The sequence below is a fragment of the Falsiroseomonas algicola genome, assembly GCF_011040385.1.
Lineage (GTDB): Bacteria > Pseudomonadota > Alphaproteobacteria > Acetobacterales > Acetobacteraceae > Falsiroseomonas > Falsiroseomonas algicola.
This window is the reverse complement of sequence record NZ_JAAIKB010000018.1, coordinates 1-18,742: the sequence shown is the minus strand read 5'-3', so window position 1 is coordinate 18,742 and position 18,742 is coordinate 1. Positions and strand designations below refer to the sequence as shown.

Here is an 18,742-nt window from a genome sequence, read left to right as displayed (position 1 = left end):
AGGCGGGTTGGCCGCCTTAATTTTGTGCACGGCTCGGCGCCACACCCGGGATCGGGCTCGACTGCTCCGGCCCGCCATAGGCCCACCAGCCATCCCGGAAGCTGATCAGGTCCGTCGCCATCAGCCCCCAGGCGGCCAGCCAGAACACGCCGGCCAGCACCGTCGTCCCCAGCACCTTCATGCCGAGCCGAGGATTGGACGGCGCACCGCGCCAGCCGCCTTCCTCCACCTCCGAATCCCGCGGCCGCGCGCCGATCGGCAGCACGCAGAACAGAGCGACCCACCACAGCAACAGGTAGGTCACGATGCCCGTGAACCAGTCCATGATCCCTGACCTTCCTGGAGGCGGGCGGCGACAGGCGCCGCCCAGCCCCGAACCTCAAACCCGCAGCAGATGCACCTCGACCGAGGGCCGCTTGCGCAGCCGCCGGCCGACGGCCTTGCGGACGGCGCTGCGTGCGGCTTCACGCAGCAGCCCGTCCTCCCGCCGCGTCGCGCTCGGCATCTCCGTCACGGCGCGGGCCAGGTCGGCCGCGATCTGCGCCGGCTCCTCCCCGAATCCGTCGAAGAGACCGGGCGCCGAGATCTGCGGCTGCCCGAGCACGCGGCCCGACCCATCCACCGCGAAGCTCGCCACCACGACGCCGTTCATCAGCATCTTCTTCCGCGCCGCCAGCACGTCCCCATCCAGCGGCAGCAGCCGGTCGCCATCGATGGCAAGGCGCCCGACCGGCACGCTCTCCACCGTCTCCACCGGCCCCGGCGCCAGGCGCAGCACGTCGCCATCCTCGATGACATGCGCGATGGCGCCCAGGCTCTCGGCCAGGTTCGCGTGCTCGTTCATGTGGCGCCATTCGCCATGCACCGGCACGCAGTATTTCGGCTTCACCAGCTGATAGAGCCGCTTCAGCTCGTCCCGCGCCGGGTGGCCGGAGACATGCACCATGTGGTCATCAGCGGTCATGACATCGACGCCGGCCCGCGCCAGCTCGTCCTGCACCCGCAGGATGGAGCGCTCATTGCCGGGGATCATGCGGGAGGAGAAGATCACCGTATCCCCCTCCCCCATCGAGATGTGCGGATGGGTGTCGGCCGCGATCTTGGACATGGCGCTGCGGGGTTCGCCCTGGCTGCCGGTGCAGATCACCACCAGCTTGTCGTCGGGCACATCCTCCGCCTCCTCCTCCGACAGGAAGGGCGGCGTGTCGCGGAGGTAGCCGCATTCCCGCGCCGCGGCTTCCGCATTGCGCAGGCTGCGGCCGAACAGCGCCACCTCCCGCCCCGCGGCGCGCGCCGCGACGGCCACGGATTCGACGCGGGCCAGGTTGGTGGCGAAGCAGGTGACGGCGATGCGGCCGCGCTTGATGCCCTTGATGAGGGCGGTCATGTTCCGCCGCACCTCGGCCTCGCTGCCCGAATGCCCCGCGACCAGCGCGTTGGTGCTGTCGCAGACCATGGCCAGCACGCCTTCCGCCCCGAAGCGGGCGAAGGCGGCCTCATCCGTCGGCGGGCCGATCAGCGGCTGGGGATCGAGCTTCCAGTCGCCGGTATGCAGCACGTTGCCGAACCTGGTCCGGATGGCCAGCGCCTGCGCTTCCGGCACGGAATGCGAGACGCGGAGGAATTCCAGGTCGAAGCTGCCCACCTGGAACCGCCCGCCGGGCGCCACCACGTTCACCTTCACCTGCGGGCCGAGGCCCGCTTCGCCCAGCTTCCGGCGCAGCACCGCGGCCACGAAGGGCGTGCACCAGATCTCGCAGCGCAGCTGTCGCCAGAGATGGGCGACGGCTCCCACATGGTCCTCATGCGCATGGGTGATGACCAGGCCCTGCAGCCGGTCCCGCCGTTCGGCCAGCCAGCCCGGGTCGGGTACCATGACCTCGACCTCCGGATGCTCCGGACCGCCGAAGCCCAGGCCGCAATCCACGGCCAGCAGATCCCCGTCACAGCGATAGACGTTGAGGTTGAGTCCGATCTCCCCCGTCCCGCCAAGCGGGATGAAGGCCAAATCTCCATTCATGTTGTTCTTCCAGTTCTCAGTCGGTTCAGTCGTCGTCGTCTGGAAGCGGGCCACCCGCCCGGACCCCTCGGTCGGGGCCGGATGGCGCTTCCTGGTCGTTTCGGGGCGCGACGCTGACCGGGCCGAGGGGGCTGGGTCCAGCCCTCGCCTCAGGGGTCGTCGCGTCGCGCGGTCCGGGTGAAGATGGGGGCGGGATTGCGCAGCGCCAACAGGCGCAGCCCGTCCAAGGTGGTATCCTGGTCCGTCGTCTCGATCACCGTCGTCCCCTCCGCGAAGAGGGGCGCGAGGCCGCCGGTCGCGATCACCTTCAGGCGATCATCTACCGCTTCCTCCTGCTCCGCCCGGATTCGCGCAACGATGCCCTCGATCAGGCCGACATAGCCCCAATAGATGCCGGACTGCATTGCCGCCACCGTATTCCGCCCGACCACCGCCTGCGGGCGGCCGATGCCGATCCGCGGCAGGCGCGCCGCGGCGCGGTGCAGCGCCTCGATCGAGAGGTTGATGCCCGGCGCGATGACGCCGCCGAGATAGGCGCCGTCCTTCGCGACCACGTCGAAGGTCGTGGCCGTGCCGAAATCGATGACGATCAGTGGGCCCTTGTATCGCTCATGCGCCGCCAGCGCATTCAGCAGGCGGTCGGCGCCGACCTCATGCGGAGCGTCCACGCGGATGTCGAAGCCCCAGTCGAGATGGGCGCGCGCCACCAGCGGCTCGCATTCGAACCATTCGCGGGACAGGCGGCGGAGGTTGTAGAGCGCGGCGGGCACGACGGTGCCGATGACGCAGCGCTCGATGTCATGCGGCTTCAGCCCGGCATGCTGCAGCAACGTCAGCAGCCAGACGGCGTATTCGTCGGAGGTGCGTTCGGCATCGGTGCGGATGCGCCAGCGGCCACGCCATTCATGGCCGTCATGGACGGCGAAGACGACATTCGTATTGCCTGCATCGATTGCCAGAAGCATCGAACCCTACCTCGCCTCCCCGCCAACCTCGCCGGAGGACAGGGCCAGCACGCGCCCCTCCCCCGCCAGCAGCAGGCTGCCGTCCTCTGCCAATCCGGCATAGGTGCCGGACCGACCATCCCGCATCGTCAGGGGCTGCCCCATGGCCGGGCCGCGCGCCATCCAGGCCTGCCGGATCGCGCCGAAGCCCTGCGCCGCGAGCACGCCGCGCCAATGGTCGATGGCGCCCAGAAGCCGCGCAGCGACCACGCGCGGATCCGGCGCGTCCTGGCCAGGCCGCGCCAGGCAGGCGGTCGGGCGCCCCGGCACGGCGGGCGCGACGGCCAGGTTGGCGCCCATGCCGAAGATGATCCATTCGATGCGCCCGGCGGCATCCGCGGCGCTGTCGGTCAGGATGCCGGCGACCTTCGCGCCATCCAGCAGCAGGTCGTTCGGCCATTTGGCGCTGAGAAGCGCGCCCGGGGGCAGGTCCGGCGCCAGCGCGTCATGCAGCGCGACGGCGGACAGCAGGGCCCACTGCCCCACATCCCGCGCCAACCCGCCGGGCCGCAGCAACGCGGAAAGGTAGAGGTTGCCCGCAGGGCTGTCCCAGGCCCTCCCATCCCGGCCCCGCCCCGCCGTCTGGCGCAGCGCGAGCACGGCAATCCCCTCCGGCTCCCCGGCCGCGGCCAGGCGCAGCAGGGGATCGGTGGTGGAGCCCAGGCTTTCATGCACCCGCAGCCGCCATCCAGCCGGAGGGGCGGCCGGCGGCAACGTCATGCGCCGGTCATCCCGCCAGGGCGACGATGGCGGACTGCGCCGCGGCGATGATCGGGGCGGGGAACAGGAAGAACAGCAGCGTCAGAAGACCCGTGCCCGCCATCACCACTGTCACGCCGGCGCTGCGCGGATCGAGCGGTGCCTGCGCCGCATCGAAGTACATGACCTTGATGATGCGCAGGTAGTAGTAGCTGCCGACCACGCTGGTGAAGACGCCGATCAGCGCCAGCACCCAGAAGCCTTCCTGCACCGCGGCCAGGAAGACGTAGAGCTTGCCGAAGAAGCCCGCCATCGGCGGAACGCCCGCCATGGAGAACATGAAGATCGCCATCCAGAGCGCCATCTGCGGATCGGTGCGACCCAGCCCCGCCAGATCGTCCACCTGCTCCAGCGTCTTGCCGTTCCGGCGCATCGCCACCAGCACCGCGAAGGTGCCGAGGTTCATGACGAGGTAGATGGCCATGTAGACGAGCACGCCGCGGAAGCCGCCATCGGTGGCGACCGCCAGGCCCATCAGCGCGTAGCCGACATGGCCGATGGAGGAATAGGCCATCAGCCGCTTGATGTTCTTCTGCGTCAGCGCCGCGAAGGCGCCGAGCAGCATGGAACCCGCGGAGGCGAACCAGATCACCTGCTGCCACTGCGCCGAGAGGTCCCCGAAGGGCCCGGCCAGCACCCGCATCAGCAGCGCGATGGCGGCGATCTTCGGCGCGGTGGCGAAGAAGGCCGTCACCGGCGTCGGCGCGCCTTCGTAGACGTCCGGCGTCCACATGTGGAAGGGCACGGCGCTGATCTTGAAGCAGAGCCCGGCGAGGACGAAGACCAGCCCGATGACGAGCCCCATGCCCACCTGGCCGGAGGACAGCGCATCCGCCAGCCGGTCGAAGTTGGTCGTGCCCGCGAAGCCATAGACCAGCGAGGAGCCGTAGAGCAGCAGGCCCGAGGCCAGCGCGCCCAGCACGAAATACTTGAGGCCAGCCTCGGCGCTCCGCGCATTGTCGCGGTCGAAGGCCGCGATGACGTAGAGCGAGAGGGAGAGCAGCTCGAGCCCGATATAGAGGCTCATCAGGTCATTGGCCGAGACCATGACCATCATGCCCTGCGCCGCGAAGAGCATCAGCACCGCATATTCGAAGCGATCGAGCCCGGCCTTGGCGTTGAAGTCCAGCGCCAGCACCAGCGCCAGCGCGGCGCCGGCCAGGATCAGCACCTTGGCGAAGCGGGAGAAGCCGTCGGAGACATACTGGCCCATGAAGGCCGTCCCCTCCCCCTGCCCCAGCACCAGCGCGGCGGTCAGCACCAGCGCGCCGATCACGGCCATGGAGACGGGGAAGAAGCTGTCCTTCTTCGGGATCACCCCACCCGCGAGGATGAGCAGGCCGGAGATGCCGAGCACGATCTCCGGCAGCGCGAGGGTCCAGTTCATCGGGCTCACATCCCGGCCAGGCGGGCGGCGCCGAGCGCGGCTTCATGCCGCGTCACGAGGGCCGTCACGCTTGCCTCGAAGAAGTTGAGGAAGGAGGAGGGATAGACCCCCATCCAGAGCGTCAGCAGGATCAGCGGCGCGAAGACCGCGTATTCGCGCGGGCTGAGGTCGAGCAGGCTGCGGAGGTCGTCGCGCGTGATCTTCCCGAAGGCGACGCGGCGGTAGAGATACAGCGCATAGGCCGCGCCCAGGATCATGCCCATGCACGCGCCGAGCGCGACCCAGGGGCTGACCTTGAAGGCCCCCACGATCACCAGCAGCTCACCCGGGAAGCCCGCCAGGCCCGGCAGGGCGACGGAGGCCATGGTGAAGAGCATGAAGACCAGCGCATAGGCCGGCATGATCTTCGCGACCCCGCCGTAGCGCGCGATCTCCCGGCTATGGACGCGGTCATAGAGCACGCCGACGCAGAGGAAGAGCGCGCCGGAGACGACGCCGTGGCTCAGCATGGTGAAGAGCGCGCCGGACAGACCCTGCACCGTGAAGGTGAAGATGCCGAGCGTCACGATGCCCATATGCGCGACCGAGGAATAGGCGATCAGCTTCTTCATGTCCTCCTGCGCCAGCGCGACGAGGGAGGTGTAAATCACCGCGATGACGGAGAGCGCGAACATGAAGGGCGCGAAGTCGGCACTCGCCTGAGGCAGCAGCGGCAGGCTGAAGCGCAGGAAGCCGTAGGCCCCCATCTTCAGCAGCACGCCCGCCAGGATGACGGAACCGGCCGTCGGTGCCTCCACGTGGGCGTCGGGCAGCCAGGTATGCACCGGCCACATCGGCACCTTCACGGCGAAGGAGGCGAAGAAGGCCAGGAACAGCCAGAACTGCATGCGCGGCGAGAAGGCCTGCTCCATCAGCGTCGGGATGTCGGTCGTGCCCGCCTGGTACCACACCGCCAGGATCGCCAGCAGCATCAGGACGGAGCCGGCGAGCGTGTAGAGGAAGAACTTGAAGGCGGCGTAGACCCGCCGCGCGCCGCCCCAGACGCCGATGATCAGAAACATCGGGATCAGCACGGCTTCGAAGAAGATGTAGAACAGCACGAAGTCCAGCGCGCAGAACATGCCGACCATCATGCTTTCCAGCACGAGGAAGGCGACCATGTATTCCCGCACGCGGGACTGCACGCTCTCCCACGACGCCAGGATGCAGAGCGGCGTCAGCAGGGTGGAGAGCAGCACGAAGAGCACGGAAATGCCGTCCACGCCCATGTGGTAGCCGACGCCGAATTCGGGCAGCCAGGCCGCCTGCTCGACGAACTGGAAATCCGCCGAGGCGCTGTCGAACCGCACCCAGAGAACCAGCGAGAGCGCCAGCGTGATGAGGCTGGTCCAGAGCGCGGTCCAGCGGGCATTGCGCGCCACCACCTCATCCTCACCGCGGACGGTCAGGATGATCAGCGCCCCCGCCAGCGGCAGGAAGGTGACGAGGCTGAGGATGGGAAAGCCGGCGGCGTTCATCGGGGCATCCCGAGCAGGAGGAGGGATACGAAGGCCACGAGGCCGATGATCATGGTGAAGGCGTAGTTGGCCACGCGCCCGGTCTGCAGCTTCACCGCACCCTGCGCCGCATCCACGGCCAGGGCGGCCGCGCCATTCGGCATGCCATCGATGAGCTTCACGTCGCCGGTCTTCCAGAAGGCCCGCGCCAGCGCCTGGGCGGGCTTCACGAAGATCGCGTCATACAGCTCATCGAAGTACCACTTGTTCAGCAGGAAGCGGTACAGCCCGCCGAAGCTGGAAGCGAGCTTCCCCGGGATGCCCGGCGCGAACATGTACAGCACATAGGCCAGCGCGATGCCCGCCACGCCGGCGACCGTCGGCGCCAGCGGCACCCAGGCCGGCACCTCATGCGCGTGATGCAGCACATGGTTGTCGGGCCCGTTGAAGATCGCGCCGTTCCAGAAGGCTTCCTGGTCGTGGCCGACGAAGAAGTCGTAGAAGACATAGCCCGTGAACACCGCGCCAACGCTCAGCACGAGCAGCGGCACCAGCATCACCAGCGGGCTTTCATGGACATGCTCCATGGTGTGGTGATCCGCCCGCGGCGTGCCGTGGAAGGTCAGGATCAGCAGGCGCCAGGAGTAGAAGGCGGTCAGGAAGGCGGCCAGCAGGCCCATGGCGAAGGCGTACATGCCCGGCCCGCTATGCGCGGCATAGGCCACTTCCAGCACCATGTCCTTGGAGTAGTAGCCCGCGAAATAGGGCACGCCCGCCAGGGCCAGGCTGCCGATCCACATCACGGTGTAGGTGACGGGGATCTTCTTCCAGATCCCGCCCATCTTCCGGATGTCCTGCTCATCCGACATCGCATGGATGACGGAACCCGCACCCAGGAAGAGCAGCGCCTTGAAGAAGGCGTGGGTGAAGAGGTGGAAGACGGCCGCCTGGTACACGCCGACGCCGACCGCGAAGAACATGTAGCCGAGCTGCGAGCAGGTCGAATACGCGATGATGCGCTTGATGTCGTTCTGCACGCAGCCGATCGTCGCCGCGAAGATCGCCGTGGAAGCCCCCACGATCGTCACGATGGCCAGCGCCGTCGGCGCGTATTCCATCACCGGCGACATGCGCGCCATCAGGAAGACGCCCGCCGTCACCATCGTCGCCGCATGGATCAGCGCGGAGACCGGCGTCGGCCCCTCCATCGCGTCCGGCAGCCAGGTGTGCAGGCCGAGCTGCGCGGACTTGCCGCAGGCGCCGAGGAACAGCAGCACGCCGATGACCTCGAGCGCCGGCATGCCGAGGAAGCGCTGCGCCTGCGCCTGCTCCACGCTCGCGAAGATCGTGTCGAACTCGACCGACTGGAAGGTCCAGAAGGTCAGCGCGAGGCCGAGCATGAAGAAAACGTCGCCCACGCGGTTGACGATGAAGGCCTTCATCGCCGCGCGGTTCGCGCTGTCCTTCTCATACCAGTAGCCGATGAGCAGATAGCTCGCGAGGCCGACGCCTTCCCAGCCGAAGAAGAGCTGGACGAGGTTATCCGCCGTCACCAGCATCAGCATCATGAACGTGAAGAGGCTGAGGTAGGCGAAGAAGCGCGGGATCGTCGCGTCATGCGACATGTAGCCCACGGAGTAGAGGTGGATGAGCGTCGAGATGAAGGTGACCATCGCCACCATCACGACGCTCAGCGTGTCGTAGCGCAGCGCCCACGACACTTCGAACCCGCCGACATCGATGAAGGTGAAGAGCGGCGCCACGCCGGGCGCATGGCCCAGCGCCACCTGGATGAAGGCGCTGATGCCGCAGGCCGCGGCGATGGCCATGCAGATGACCGTCGCCCATTGCGCCGCGCGGTCGCCGATCCAGCGGCCGAGGAACCCGGCGATGGTGGCGCCGAGCAGCGGGAAGAAGATCGCACCGACATACATCGGCTCAGCCCTTCAGGGTGGACACGTCTTCCACCTCGATCGTACCGCGGTTGCGGAAGTAGATGACCAGGATCGCGAGGCCGATCGCGGCCTCCGCGGCCGCCACGGTCAGGATCAGCATGGCGAAGATCTGCCCGGTCAGGTCGCCCAGCTGGGCCGAGAAGGCGACCAGGTTCAGGTTCACCGAGAGCAGGATCAGCTCCACCGACATCAGGATGACGATGATGTTCTTCCGGTTCAGGAAGATGCCGAGAATGCCCAGCACGAAGAGGACGGCGCCCACCGTGAGGTAGTGCGCGAGGCCGACGGCCAGCATCAGTGGTGCCCCCCATGATCGTGGCCGTGATGCTCGACCTGCTTCACCGGCTTCGGCGCCTCCACCGGCGGCCGCTCGATCCCGATCTCGCCGAGGCCCGCGCCGGGGCGAACCTGGCGCAGGTTCACGCTGCCGGACCGCGCCACCTGGGCCCCGATGTCCTGGCGCTTGGAGGCCGGGCGCCCGCGCAGCGTCAGCACGATGGCGCCGATCATCGCGACCAGCAGGATCAGGCCCGAAAGCTGGAACAGCCAGACATGGTCCGTGTAGAGGATGCGCCCGATGGCGCGGGTATTGTCCACGCCCTCCGGCGTCGGGTTCAGGCGCAGCCCGCCCACGTCATCGGCGAAGCTCCAGCTGCCGAAGACGAAGACCAGTTCGGCGAAGAGCACCAGGCCGACGGCGCCGCCGACCGGCGCGTAACGCTGGAAGCCCTCCCGCAGCGCGGAGAAGTCGACGTCCAGCATCATGACGACGAAGAGGAACAGCACCGCGACCGCGCCGACATAGACGATGACCAGGATCATCGCCAGGAACTCGGCCCCGGCCAGCAGGAACAGCGCCGCCGCGTTGAAGAACGCCAGGATCAGGAACAGCACGCTGTGCACGGGATTGCGGCTGGTCACGACCATGACCGCGCTGGCGATCAGCACGGCCGCGAAGAGGTAGAAGGCGGCTGCGGCGATCATCGCGCCCCTCCGGGATCGGTAGCGTTCATCATCTCGTCCCCATCCACCCCGTCACCGGGGCGGTCGTCTCAGCGATACGGCGCGTCGAGTTCGAGCCGCGCGGCCAGCATCGCTTCCCAGCGATCGCCGTTCGCGAGCAGCTTGGCCTTGTCGTAGAGCAGCTCCTCGCGCGTTTCCGTCGCGAATTCGAGGTTCGGCCCCTCGACGATCGCATCCACCGGGCAGGCTTCTTCGCACATGCCGCAATAGATGCACTTGGTCATGTCGATGTCGTAGCGCGTGGTGCGGCGGCTGCCGTCATCCCGCGGTTCGGCCTCGATGGTGATGGCCTGGGCGGGGCAGATGGCCTCGCACAGCTTGCAGGCGATGCAGCGTTCCTCGCCATTGGGGTAGCGGCGCAGCGCGTGCTCCCCCTTGAAGCGCGCGCTCAGCGGCGACCGCTCATGCGGGTAGTTGATCGTCGCCTTCGGCTTGAAGAACTGCCCCAGCGTCAGCGCCATGCCCGAGACGATCTCGGTCAGCAGCAGGCTGCGGGCAACGCGGTCGAGCATCGGCATGGTCTCTCTCCTCACCCGACAGCCGGCAGCCAGCCGAAGATCTTCAGCGCGGCCGCGGTGATGATGAGCCACACCAGGCTGAACGGCAGGAACACCTTCCAGCCCAGGCGCATCAGCTGGTCGTAGCGGTAGCGCGGGAAGGTGGCGCGCACCCAGACGAAGACGAAGAGGCAGAAGCAGATCTTCAGGATGAACCACACCGGACCCGGGATCCAGGTGAAGGGCTCCATCGCCATCGGCGGCAGCCAGCCACCCAGGAACAGGATGGTGATGAGCGCGCTCATCAGGATCATGTTCGCGTATTCGCCAAGGAAGAACAGCGCGAAGCTCATCGAGCTGTATTCGACGAAGAAGCCCGCCACCAGTTCGGACTCGCCTTCCGGCAGGTCGAAGGGCGCGCGGTTCGTCTCCGCCAGCGCGGAGATGAACATGATCACGAACATCGGGAAGAGCGGGATGATGAACCACACCGTGGACTGCGCCCGCACGATCTCCGTCAGGTTCAGCGAACCGACGCAGAGCAGCACGGTCACGATCACGAAGCCCATGGAGACTTCGTAGGACACCATCTGCGCCGCCGATCGCAGCGCGCCGAGGAAGGCGTACTTCGAGTTCGACGCCCAGCCCGCGATGATGATGCCGTAGACGCCGAGGGACGAGATGGCGAAGAGGTAGAGGATGCCGACATTGATATCGGCGATCGCCCAGCCATCATTCACCGGGATCACCGCCCAGGCCAGCATCGCCAGCATGAAGGTGATCATCGGCGCCATCAGGAACAGCGCGCGGGACGCGCCGGAAGGAATGATGGTCTCCTTCATCAGCATCTTCAGCGCGTCGGCAAAGGGCTGCAGCAGGCCGAAGGGCCCGACGACGTTCGGCCCCTTCCGCATCTGCATGGCGCCCAGGATCTTGCGCTCCGCCCAGGTCAAATAGGCGACGCCGATCAGCAGCGGCACCAGCAGCGCCATCGCCTGCGCGACGGTCAGCGCCAGGATGCCGACGGGGGTGGCGAGGAAGGCTTCCATCGTTCCTTACTCCGCGGCGAGCGCCGGCGCCGGGCCGTAGGTGCGGGCGCATTCGGCCATCACGTCCGACGCGCGGGCGATGGCGTCAGCCAGGTGGTACTGCGTGATCGCGGAGACGAAGGGCGCATCGCCCAGCGCCTGTGCATCGCCGGCGGGACCGGTCGTGTCCGTGCAGAAGGCCCGCGTGAAGCCCTCCGCCAGCGCCGGCACCGCGGCCGTCATCGCCGCGCGAAGCTGCCCGAGATCGTCGAAGCCCATCGAGACGCCGAGGCCCTGGGCGGTGGCGCGGATGATGCGCCAATCCTCCCGCGCCTCGCCCGGCCCATGCAGCGCCATGCGGCTGCGCTGCGCGCGGCCTTCCGTGTTGAGGTAGGTGCCGTCCTTCTCCGTATAGGCGACACCCGGCAGGATCACGTCGGCGCGCGAGGCCGCGCGGTCCCCGTGGTGGCCCTGGTAGATCACGAAGGTGCCCGGCGCGATCGCGGCCGGGTCGATCCCATCCGCGCCCAGCAGCCACAGCGCATCGACGCCGCCCGACAGCATGGCACCGAGATCCTTGCCGCCCTGGCCGGGCAGGAAGCCCATCGCCAGCGGCGCGACCTGGCCGCCGAACAGATGCAGCAGGTTGAAGCCGTGCCAGTCATCCCGCAGCGCGTTGCAGGACTGCGCGATGGCCCAGGCCGCCGCCAGCACCGCCGCGCCATCCGGCCGCGCCAGCGCGCCGCGACCGACCAGGATCATCGGCTTCTTGGCGTCCCGCAGCACCGCCATGAAGCGATGCGTGCCGGCCAGCATGGATCGGAGCGTCGCCGGCCCCTCCCCCACATGGTCGTAGCCATAGGTCAGGTCCACGCCCGCCGGACCGACGACGCCGATGGGGAAGCGCCCCGCCGACCAGCGCTTGCGGATGCGCGCATTGATGACGGGCGCCTCGGTGCGCGGATTGCTGCCGATGATCAGCAGCGCATCCGCCTCTTCGATCCCCGCGATCGTCGTGTTGAAGCGGTAGAAATCCGGGCGGGACGCATCGATCGCCGCGCCATCCTGGCGGCAATCGAGATTCGCGGAGCCCAGCCCCGCCATCAGCGCCTTCAGCGCGAAGGCGCTCTCCGCATCCACCAGGTCGCCCGCCACCGCGCCGATGCGATCAGGCGGCGTCGCCTTCAGCTTCGCCGCCACGGCGCCCAGCGCCTCCGGCCAGCTCACCGGCTTCAGCTTGCCATCGACGCGCAGCCAGGGCCGGTCGAGTCGCTTGCGCTTGAGGCCATCGAAGGAGAAGCGGCCACGATCGGCCATCCACTCCTCGTTCACCTCCTCATTGATGCGCGGCAGGATGCGCAGCACTTCCGGGCCGCGGCTGTCGATGCGGATATTGGTGCCGGTCGCGTCCTGCACGTCGATGCCGTCCGTCTTCCGCAGCTCCCAGGGGCGGGAGACGAAGGCGTAGGGCCGGCTGGTCAGCGCGCCGACCGGGCAGATGTCGATCAGGTTGCCGGAGAGTTCGCTGGTCAGCGCCTTCTCGACATAGGTGCCGATCTCGAGGTTCTCGCCCCGGTTCGTGCCGCCCATCTCCGACGTGCCGGCCACTTCCGCGGAGAAGCGGACGCAGCGCGTGCACTGGATGCAGCGGGTCATGATCGTCTTGATCAGCGGCCCGATGTTCTTGTCCTTCACCGACCGCTTGGCCTCGCGGTAGCGGGACTTGTCCATGCCGTAGGAGACGGACTGGTCCTGCAGGTCGCATTCGCCGCCCTGGTCGCAGATCGGGCAGTCCAGCGGGTGGTTGATCAGCAGGAATTCCATGACGCCGCGGCGCGCGTTCCGCACGACGGGGCTGTCCGTCTTCACCACCATGCCATCGGCCACGGGATAGGCGCAGGAAGCGACGGGCTTCGGCGCCTTTTCCACCTCGACCAGGCACATGCGGCAATTGCCCGCGACGCTCAGCCGCTCATGGTAGCAGAAGCGCGGGATCTCCTTCCCCGCGGCCTCACACGCTTGAAGCACCGTGGCGCCGTTCGGGACCTCGACCTCGATCCCGTCGACCGTGACCTTCGCCATCGTCGCTTACTCCGCCGCCATCGGCATGGAGGGGCGCGCATGCTTCGCCTTGTACTCGGCGATGCGCGCTTCCATGACCGGGCGGAAATGCCGGATGAGGCCCTGCACGGGCCAGACGCCGCCATCGGCCAGCGCGCAGATGGTGTGGCCCTCGATGCGCCGGGTCACTTCCTCCAGCACGTCGATCTCTTCCACATCCGCGCGGCCTTCGACCATGCGGTCCATCATGCGGCTGACCCAGCCCATGCCTTCGCGGCAGGGCGTGCACTGGCCGCAGCTCTCATGCTTGTAGAAGCGGGACAGGCGCGCGATGGCGCGGACGATGTCGGTGGACTTGTCCATCACGATCACGCCCGCAGTGCCGAGGCCCGACTTGTGCTCGCGCAGCGCATCGAAATCCATCAGCACGTCGTCGCAGATGTGCTTCGGCAGCAGCGGCGTGGAGGACCCGCCGGGAATGACGCAGAGCAGGTTGTCCCAGCCCCCGCGCACGCCGCCAGCATGGCGCTCGATGAGCTCCCGCATCGGGATGCTCATCTCCTCCTCCACATTGCAGGGCTTGTTCACATGGCCCTGGATGCAGAAGACCTTGGTGCCGCTGTTCTTCGGCCGGCCGAAGCCCGCGAACCAGGCGGCGCCGCGCCGCAGGATCGTCGGCACCACCGCGATGGTCTCGACGTTGTTCACCGTGGTCGGGCAGCCATAGAGACCCACGGCGGCGGGGAAAGGCGGCTTCAGCCGCGGCATCCCCTTCTTGCCTTCCAGGCTCTCGATCAGCGCCGTCTCTTCGCCGCAGATATACGCACCCGCGCCGCGATGGACGTAGAGGTCGAAGTCCCAGCCGCTGCCGCAGGCGTTCTTGCCGATCAGCCCCGCATCATAGGCTTCCTGGATCGCGGCCTCGAGCACGACGCTCTCGTTGTAGTATTCGCCGCGGATGTAGATGTAGCCGGCATGCGCGCCCATGGCGAAGCCGGCGATCAGGCAGCCCTCGATCAGCGTCTGCGGGTCGTGGCGGATGATGTCGCGGTCCTTGCAGGTGCCGGGCTCGGATTCGTCGGCATTGACGACCAGGTAGTGCGGTCGCTCGCTCGCCTGCTTCGGCATGAAGGACCACTTCATGCCGGTCGGGAAGCCCGCGCCGCCGCGGCCGCGGAGGCCCGAGGACTTCATCTCCTCGATGATCCAGTCGCGGCCCTTCTCCAGGATGCCCTTGGTGCCGTCCCAGTTGCCGCGACGCTGCGCGGCGGCCAGGCGCCAATCCTGCATGCCGTAGAGGTTGGTGAAGATCCGGTCCTTGTCGGCGAGCGCCATGGCCCTATTCCCCCGCCACGTCCAGCAGCGTCAGCGGTCCGCCTTCCGGCGCGCTGGTCTGCCTACCGATCGTGCTGCCCGGCTTCGGCCGCTCGCCCCGCTTCAGCGCCTCGATGAGCGCGACGGTGCGGTCGTAGTCCAGGTCCTCGTAGTAGTCGTCATCCACCTGCAGCACCGGCGCGTTCACGCAGGCGCCGAGGCACTCGACCTCGGTCAGCGTGAACAGCCCGTCGCTGCTGGTCTGGCCGACCTTCACATGCGCCGCGTCATGGCAGGCGCGCATCACGTCGTCGCTGCCGCGCAGCATGCAGGGCGTGGTGCCGCAGAGCTGCAGGTGATGCTTCCCGATCGGCTTCATGTTGAACATGAAGTAGAAGGTCGCGACTTCATAGACGCGGATCGGCGCGACGCCGAGGCGCTTTGCGATCTCGTCCATCGCGACATTCGGCACCCAGGCACTGCCCGTGGTGCGCCCCATCTGGCGCTGCACGACATAGAGCAGCGGGATGGCGGCCGAGGCCTTCTTCGCTTCCGGATAGCGCGCCAGCACCTTGCTGATCTGCGCTTCGCTTTCCGCGTCGAAGGCGAAGTGCGTGGGCTGTTCGACGCTCACCGGTCGATCTCCCCGAAGACGATGTCGAGGCTGCCGATGATGGCGACGGCGTCGGCCAGCATGTGCCCCTTGGAAAGCGCCTCCATGGCCTGGAGATGCGCATAGCCCGGCGCGCGGATCTTCACGCGATAGGGCCGGTTGGTGCCATCGGCGATCATGTAGACGCCGAACTCGCCCTTCGGCGCTTCCGTCACCGTGTAGGTCGCGCCGGCGGGCACGTGATAGCCCTCGGTGTAGAGCTTGAAGTGGTGGATGAGGCTTTCCATCGACCGCTTCATCGCGCCGCGCGTCGGCGGCGTGATCTTGTTGTCCGCGATCTTCACGGCGCCCGGCCGGATCTTCGCCAGGCACTGCTTCACCATCGACAGGGACTGCCGCATCTCCTGCATGCGCACGAGGTAGCGGTCGTAGCAGTCGCCATGCACGCCCACGGGAATCTCGAAATCGAGTTCGCCGTACTTCTCATAGGGCTGCGACTTGCGCAGGTCCCAGGCGCAGCCGGAGGCGCGCAGGCAGGGGCCGCTGAAGCCCCAGGCCATGGCCTGTTCCGCCGTCATCACGCCGATATCGACGGTGCGCTGCTTGAAGATTCGGTTGTTCGTCAGCAGGCCCTCGAGGTCATCGAGGAAGGCCGGGAACTGGTCGCACCACTTGCCGATGCGATCCTCCAGCCCCGCGGGCAGGTCCTTCGCCACGCCGCCGGCGCGGAAGTAGTTCACGTGGTAGTGGCTGCCGCCCGTCGCCTCATAGAACTCCAGCAGATGCTCGCGCTGCTCGAAGCCCCAGAGCGAGGGCGTGATGGCGCCAACGTCGAGCGCATAGGTCGTGACGTTCAGCAGGTGGTTCAGGATGCGCGTCAGTTCCGCGAACATGGTGCGGATCCAGCGCGCGCGCTCCGGCACCTCGTTCTCGATGCCGAGCAGCTTCTCCACCGCCAGCACCCAGCTGTGCTCCATGCACATGGGCGAGACGTAGTCGAGGCGATCCATGTAGGGCATCGCCTGGAGATACGTCTTGTACTCCATCAGCTTCTCGGTGCCGCGATGCAGCAGGCCGATATGCGGATCGGCACGCTCCACCACCTCGCCCTTCATCTCCAGGATGAGGCGCAGCACGCCATGCGCGGCCGGGTGCTGCGGGCCGAAATTGATGGTGTGGGTATCGGCGTCGAACAGCTTCTGGTGGTGGCCCGAATCCTCGGAGCCACCGGGCAGCGGCAGGCCGCTCACAAGCTCGGTGCTCATGCTTTTGGCCCTTCGATCTGCCCGCGTTCCCCGCGGATCAGATGCACCTTCTCGTCGCCGGGCAGCGTCGTCATGCCTTCCCAGGGCGAGAGGAAATCGAAGTTGCGGAAATCCTGCGTCAGCGCGACGGGCTCATAGACCACCTGCTTGCGCTCCTCGTCGTACCGGACCTCGACATGGCCAGTCAGCGGGAAGTCCTTGCGCAGCGGATGGCCCTCGAAGCCGTAGTCGGTCAGCAGCCGGCGCAGATCCGTGAGCCCCGCGAAGACGACGCCGTACATGTCCCAGCATTCGCGCTCATACCAGGTCGCGGCCGGCCAGACGCCCGCCACGCTCGGCACCGGCGTCGCCTCGTCGGTCGAGACAATGACGCGCACGCGCTGGTTCAGCGCCAGGCTCAGCAGGTTGTACACCACCTCGAAGCGCTCCGCGCGCTCGGGATAGTCCACGCCGCAGATGTCCATCACCTGCTCGAAGGCGAAGCGCGGATCGTCCCGCAGCATCGCCATCAGCGGCACGATCATCTCCCGCGTCGCGCGCAGCACCAGCTCCTGCCCGCGCTCCACGAAGACTTCCTGCACGGCGGGGCCGGCCGCCGCCGCGATGGTCGCACCGAGTTCGTGCATCGCGCTCGCCTCAGCCACGGAGGATGGTCCCCGTCCGGCGGATCTTCTTCTGCAGCTGAAGGATGCCGTAGACCAGCGCCTCCGCCGTCGGCGGGCAGCCCGGCACATAGACATCGACGGGCACCACGCGATCGCAGCCGCGCACCACCGCGTAGCTGTAGTGGTAGTAGCCGCCGCCATTCGCGCAGCTGCCCATGCTGATCACCCAGCGCGGCTCGCTCATCTGGTCGTAGACCTTGCGCAGCGCGGGAGCCATCTTGTTGGTCAGCGTGCCCGCCACGATCATCACATCCGACTGCCGCGGCGACCCGCGCGGGATGATGCCGAAGCGGTCGAGGTCGTAGCGCGCCATATACGCGTGGATCATCGGCACCGCGCAGCAGGCCAGGCCGAAGGTCATCGGCCAGAGGCTGCCGGTGCGGGCCCAGTTCACCACCTTGTCGAGGTTGGCGATGACGAAGCCCTTCTCCTCGATCTCACCGGTGATGCCCTTTACGACCGCGTCCTGCGCGGGGCCGGGGGGCAGAGCCTCCCGGTTCCAGGCGATGTCCTGTGTGTTCGAACCGCTCATGCCGATCTCCGGGCGCCCCGCCGGCGCCCCCTGAAATTGGTGCGAAGCCGCGCCATCATTCCCAATCGAGCGCGCCCTTGCGCCACTCATAGAGGAAGCCGACCGTCAGCACGCCGAGGAAGCCCATCATCGAGAGGAAGCCGAACCAGCCGATCTCGTTCAGCGTGACGGCCCAGGGAAACAGGAAGGCCACTTCCAGGTCGAAGATGATGAACAGGATGGCGACCAGGTAGAACCGCACGTCGAAGCGCCGGCGCGTATCGTCGAAGGGCTCGAAGCCGCATTCATAGGCCGAGAGCTTTTCCGGGTCCGGCTTCTGGTGCGCGGCCAGCAGCGCCCCGCCCACCATCGCGCAGGCGATGGCGGCCGCGATCCCCAGGAACACGAGGATCGGGAAGTATTCAGCCAACATGGGCTGGGTCATGCCACGGCACCCTTTGCCTTGCCTCAACCCCCGGCATTGAGGCACCGGGGTTTTCTGCATGTGCGAGATGGGGGGGCTTCCCGCGTATCCCCGCAGGCCCCCGTCCCATGCCGCATCGCAGCAGGGGCAGATTAGACCCGCCCGACGCGCTCCGCCATAGGGTGCAGCGCATCATGGCAGTCTTGACATGCACTGGTTCGCAAAACGGAAACAGGCGCCACAACGTCCGGTTATCCCAGAGGTCAGGGCGCCAACTCATTCGGAATGTTGGGAAAACCAGTCGCGTGGCGCGAGTGACGGGGCTCGAACCCGCGACCTCCGGCGTGACAGGCCGGCGCTCTAACCAACTGAGCTACACCCGCACGCGACTGGTGGGCGGGGAATACGGGGGCGGAGGGGGGGTGTCAAGCGCACCCCCGCCGCGAAATGCACGCCGCCGGCACTTCGATGTGGACGGTTTGCGAGGTTGCTTGTGGCGCACGGATTCGGTCGTGACGGAAAAATTGCGGCTGCCGCTCCCCCCCTCCTCCGCACTTGCGGGGGAGGGCTGCGGTGGGGGTCCGCGGCGCCCCTGGCAGCGGCGCTGGTCGCTGACCGCCCTGCGGGGCGGTGCCGTGCAGGCCGCTTCTCTCCGCCTCGTCCGGTGGCTCAAGGGACATCGCCCGTTGCGGGCCGCGCTGCGCGGCGGTGCCGCGCAGG

At 67.7% G+C, this 18,742-nt stretch carries 18 protein-coding genes and 1 tRNA gene; all 19 read right to left on the bottom strand.

Annotation, left to right across the window (positions count from 1 at the left end):
• Window positions 1-16 precede the first annotated feature (16 nt).
• The 19 genes from G3576_RS27175 to G3576_RS27085 all read right to left on the bottom strand — a co-directional run bounded on the left by G3576_RS27175 (window position 17) and on the right by G3576_RS27085 (window position 18,405).
• Window positions 17-325 (bottom strand): DUF1467 family protein, encoded by a 309-nt coding sequence (locus tag G3576_RS27175; RefSeq protein WP_164697632.1) that lies wholly within the window; start codon window positions 323-325, stop codon window positions 17-19.
• 54 nt (window positions 326-379) lie between these two features.
• A complete protein-coding gene (locus G3576_RS27170; protein WP_164697631.1) occupies window positions 380-2,020 on the bottom strand; it encodes a ribonuclease J in 1,641 nt (546 codons plus the stop codon).
• Window positions 2,021-2,169: 149 nt separating this feature from the next.
• Window positions 2,170-2,985, bottom strand: coding sequence for a type III pantothenate kinase (locus G3576_RS27165; RefSeq protein WP_164697630.1), 816 nt, complete (start codon window positions 2,983-2,985; stop codon window positions 2,170-2,172).
• A gap of 6 nt (window positions 2,986-2,991) precedes the next feature.
• The gene (locus tag G3576_RS27160) at window positions 2,992-3,744 is read right to left on the bottom strand and encodes a biotin--[acetyl-CoA-carboxylase] ligase (RefSeq protein ID WP_164697629.1); all 753 of its coding nucleotides are present in this window, start codon (window positions 3,742-3,744) and stop codon (window positions 2,992-2,994) included.
• A gap of 7 nt (window positions 3,745-3,751) precedes the next feature.
• On the bottom strand, window positions 3,752-5,170 hold the full coding sequence (gene nuoN, locus G3576_RS27155; RefSeq protein ID WP_164697628.1) for an NADH-quinone oxidoreductase subunit NuoN: 1,419 nt from the start codon (window positions 5,168-5,170) through the stop codon (window positions 3,752-3,754).
• A 5-nt stretch (window positions 5,171-5,175) separates the two neighbouring features.
• Window positions 5,176-6,687 (bottom strand): NADH-quinone oxidoreductase subunit M, encoded by a 1,512-nt coding sequence (locus G3576_RS27150; protein WP_164697627.1) that lies wholly within the window; start codon window positions 6,685-6,687, stop codon window positions 5,176-5,178.
• A complete protein-coding gene (gene nuoL, locus G3576_RS27145) occupies window positions 6,684-8,600 on the bottom strand; it encodes an NADH-quinone oxidoreductase subunit L (RefSeq protein WP_164697626.1) in 1,917 nt (638 codons plus the stop codon). Before nuoL ends, G3576_RS27150 begins: the two co-directional genes overlap by 4 nt.
• 4 nt (window positions 8,601-8,604) lie before the next feature.
• Entirely contained in the window at window positions 8,605-8,916 is a 312-nt protein-coding gene (gene nuoK / locus G3576_RS27140; RefSeq protein ID WP_207623062.1) for an NADH-quinone oxidoreductase subunit NuoK, read from the bottom strand.
• Window positions 8,916-9,605 carry an NADH-quinone oxidoreductase subunit J gene (locus G3576_RS27135; protein ID WP_164697625.1) on the bottom strand — a complete coding sequence of 230 codons (690 nt, stop codon included), beginning with the start codon at window positions 9,603-9,605 and terminating at the stop codon, window positions 8,916-8,918. The genes nuoK and G3576_RS27135 overlap by 1 nt, the downstream gene beginning before the upstream one ends.
• A gap of 68 nt (window positions 9,606-9,673) precedes the next feature.
• Window positions 9,674-10,162 (bottom strand): NADH-quinone oxidoreductase subunit NuoI, encoded by a 489-nt coding sequence (gene nuoI / locus G3576_RS27130; protein ID WP_164697624.1) that lies wholly within the window; start codon window positions 10,160-10,162, stop codon window positions 9,674-9,676.
• An 11-nt stretch (window positions 10,163-10,173) separates the two neighbouring features.
• On the bottom strand, window positions 10,174-11,190 hold the full coding sequence (gene nuoH / locus G3576_RS27125; RefSeq protein WP_164697623.1) for an NADH-quinone oxidoreductase subunit NuoH: 1,017 nt from the start codon (window positions 11,188-11,190) through the stop codon (window positions 10,174-10,176).
• Between the two features lie 6 nt (window positions 11,191-11,196).
• The gene (nuoG, locus tag G3576_RS27120; RefSeq protein WP_164697622.1) at window positions 11,197-13,251 is read right to left on the bottom strand and encodes an NADH-quinone oxidoreductase subunit NuoG; all 2,055 of its coding nucleotides are present in this window, start codon (window positions 13,249-13,251) and stop codon (window positions 11,197-11,199) included.
• A gap of 6 nt (window positions 13,252-13,257) precedes the next feature.
• Window positions 13,258-14,565, bottom strand: coding sequence for an NADH-quinone oxidoreductase subunit NuoF (nuoF, locus tag G3576_RS27115; protein ID WP_164697621.1), 1,308 nt, complete (start codon window positions 14,563-14,565; stop codon window positions 13,258-13,260).
• 4 nt (window positions 14,566-14,569) lie between these two features.
• Complete coding sequence (locus G3576_RS27110) at window positions 14,570-15,178, bottom strand: complex I 24 kDa subunit family protein (RefSeq protein ID WP_164697620.1); 609 nt, start codon at window positions 15,176-15,178, stop codon at window positions 14,570-14,572.
• Entirely contained in the window at window positions 15,175-16,422 is a 1,248-nt protein-coding gene (locus tag G3576_RS27105) for an NADH-quinone oxidoreductase subunit D (RefSeq protein ID WP_164697619.1), read from the bottom strand. Before G3576_RS27105 ends, G3576_RS27110 begins: the two co-directional genes overlap by 4 nt.
• Entirely contained in the window at window positions 16,419-17,048 is a 630-nt protein-coding gene (locus G3576_RS27100) for an NADH-quinone oxidoreductase subunit C (protein ID WP_164697674.1), read from the bottom strand. Before G3576_RS27100 ends, G3576_RS27105 begins: the two co-directional genes overlap by 4 nt.
• A 10-nt stretch (window positions 17,049-17,058) precedes the next feature.
• A complete protein-coding gene (locus tag G3576_RS27095; RefSeq protein WP_092960862.1) occupies window positions 17,059-17,619 on the bottom strand; it encodes a NuoB/complex I 20 kDa subunit family protein in 561 nt (186 codons plus the stop codon).
• A 55-nt stretch (window positions 17,620-17,674) separates the two neighbouring features.
• The gene (locus G3576_RS27090; RefSeq protein ID WP_164697618.1) at window positions 17,675-18,043 is read right to left on the bottom strand and encodes an NADH-quinone oxidoreductase subunit A; all 369 of its coding nucleotides are present in this window, start codon (window positions 18,041-18,043) and stop codon (window positions 17,675-17,677) included.
• 285 nt (window positions 18,044-18,328) lie between these two features.
• A tRNA-Asp gene (locus G3576_RS27085) sits at window positions 18,329-18,405 on the bottom strand.
• Between the last annotated feature and the right edge of the window lie 337 nt (window positions 18,406-18,742).

Bases quoted from the DNA above. Each gene is read 5' to 3' on its own strand.
- G3576_RS27175 (WP_164697632.1), bottom strand. From the start codon at position 325: ATGGACTGGTTCACGGGCATCGTGACCTACCTGTTGCTGTGGTGGGTC.
- G3576_RS27170 (WP_164697631.1), bottom strand. From the start codon at position 2,020: ATGAATGGAGATTTGGCCTTCATCCCGCTTGGCGGGACGGGGGAGATC.
- G3576_RS27165 (WP_164697630.1), bottom strand. From the start codon at position 2,985: ATGCTTCTGGCAATCGATGCAGGCAATACGAATGTCGTCTTCGCCGTC.
- G3576_RS27160 (WP_164697629.1), bottom strand. From the start codon at position 3,744: ATGACGTTGCCGCCGGCCGCCCCTCCGGCTGGATGGCGGCTGCGGGTG.
- nuoN (WP_164697628.1), bottom strand. From the start codon at position 5,170: ATGAACTGGACCCTCGCGCTGCCGGAGATCGTGCTCGGCATCTCCGGC.
- G3576_RS27150 (WP_164697627.1), bottom strand. From the start codon at position 6,687: ATGAACGCCGCCGGCTTTCCCATCCTCAGCCTCGTCACCTTCCTGCCG.
- nuoL (WP_164697626.1), bottom strand. From the start codon at position 8,600: ATGTATGTCGGTGCGATCTTCTTCCCGCTGCTCGGCGCCACCATCGCC.
- nuoK (WP_207623062.1), bottom strand. From the start codon at position 8,916: ATGCTGGCCGTCGGCCTCGCGCACTACCTCACGGTGGGCGCCGTCCTC.
- G3576_RS27135 (WP_164697625.1), bottom strand. From the start codon at position 9,605: ATGATCGCCGCAGCCGCCTTCTACCTCTTCGCGGCCGTGCTGATCGCC.
- nuoI (WP_164697624.1), bottom strand. From the start codon at position 10,162: ATGCCGATGCTCGACCGCGTTGCCCGCAGCCTGCTGCTGACCGAGATC.
- nuoH (WP_164697623.1), bottom strand. From the start codon at position 11,190: ATGGAAGCCTTCCTCGCCACCCCCGTCGGCATCCTGGCGCTGACCGTC.
- nuoG (WP_164697622.1), bottom strand. From the start codon at position 13,251: ATGGCGAAGGTCACGGTCGACGGGATCGAGGTCGAGGTCCCGAACGGC.
- nuoF (WP_164697621.1), bottom strand. From the start codon at position 14,565: ATGGCGCTCGCCGACAAGGACCGGATCTTCACCAACCTCTACGGCATG.
- G3576_RS27105 (WP_164697619.1), bottom strand. From the start codon at position 16,422: ATGAGCACCGAGCTTGTGAGCGGCCTGCCGCTGCCCGGTGGCTCCGAG.
- G3576_RS27100 (WP_164697674.1), bottom strand. From the start codon at position 17,048: ATGCACGAACTCGGTGCGACCATCGCGGCGGCGGCCGGCCCCGCCGTG.
- G3576_RS27095 (WP_092960862.1), bottom strand. From the start codon at position 17,619: ATGAGCGGTTCGAACACACAGGACATCGCCTGGAACCGGGAGGCTCTG.
- G3576_RS27090 (WP_164697618.1), bottom strand. From the start codon at position 18,043: ATGACCCAGCCCATGTTGGCTGAATACTTCCCGATCCTCGTGTTCCTG.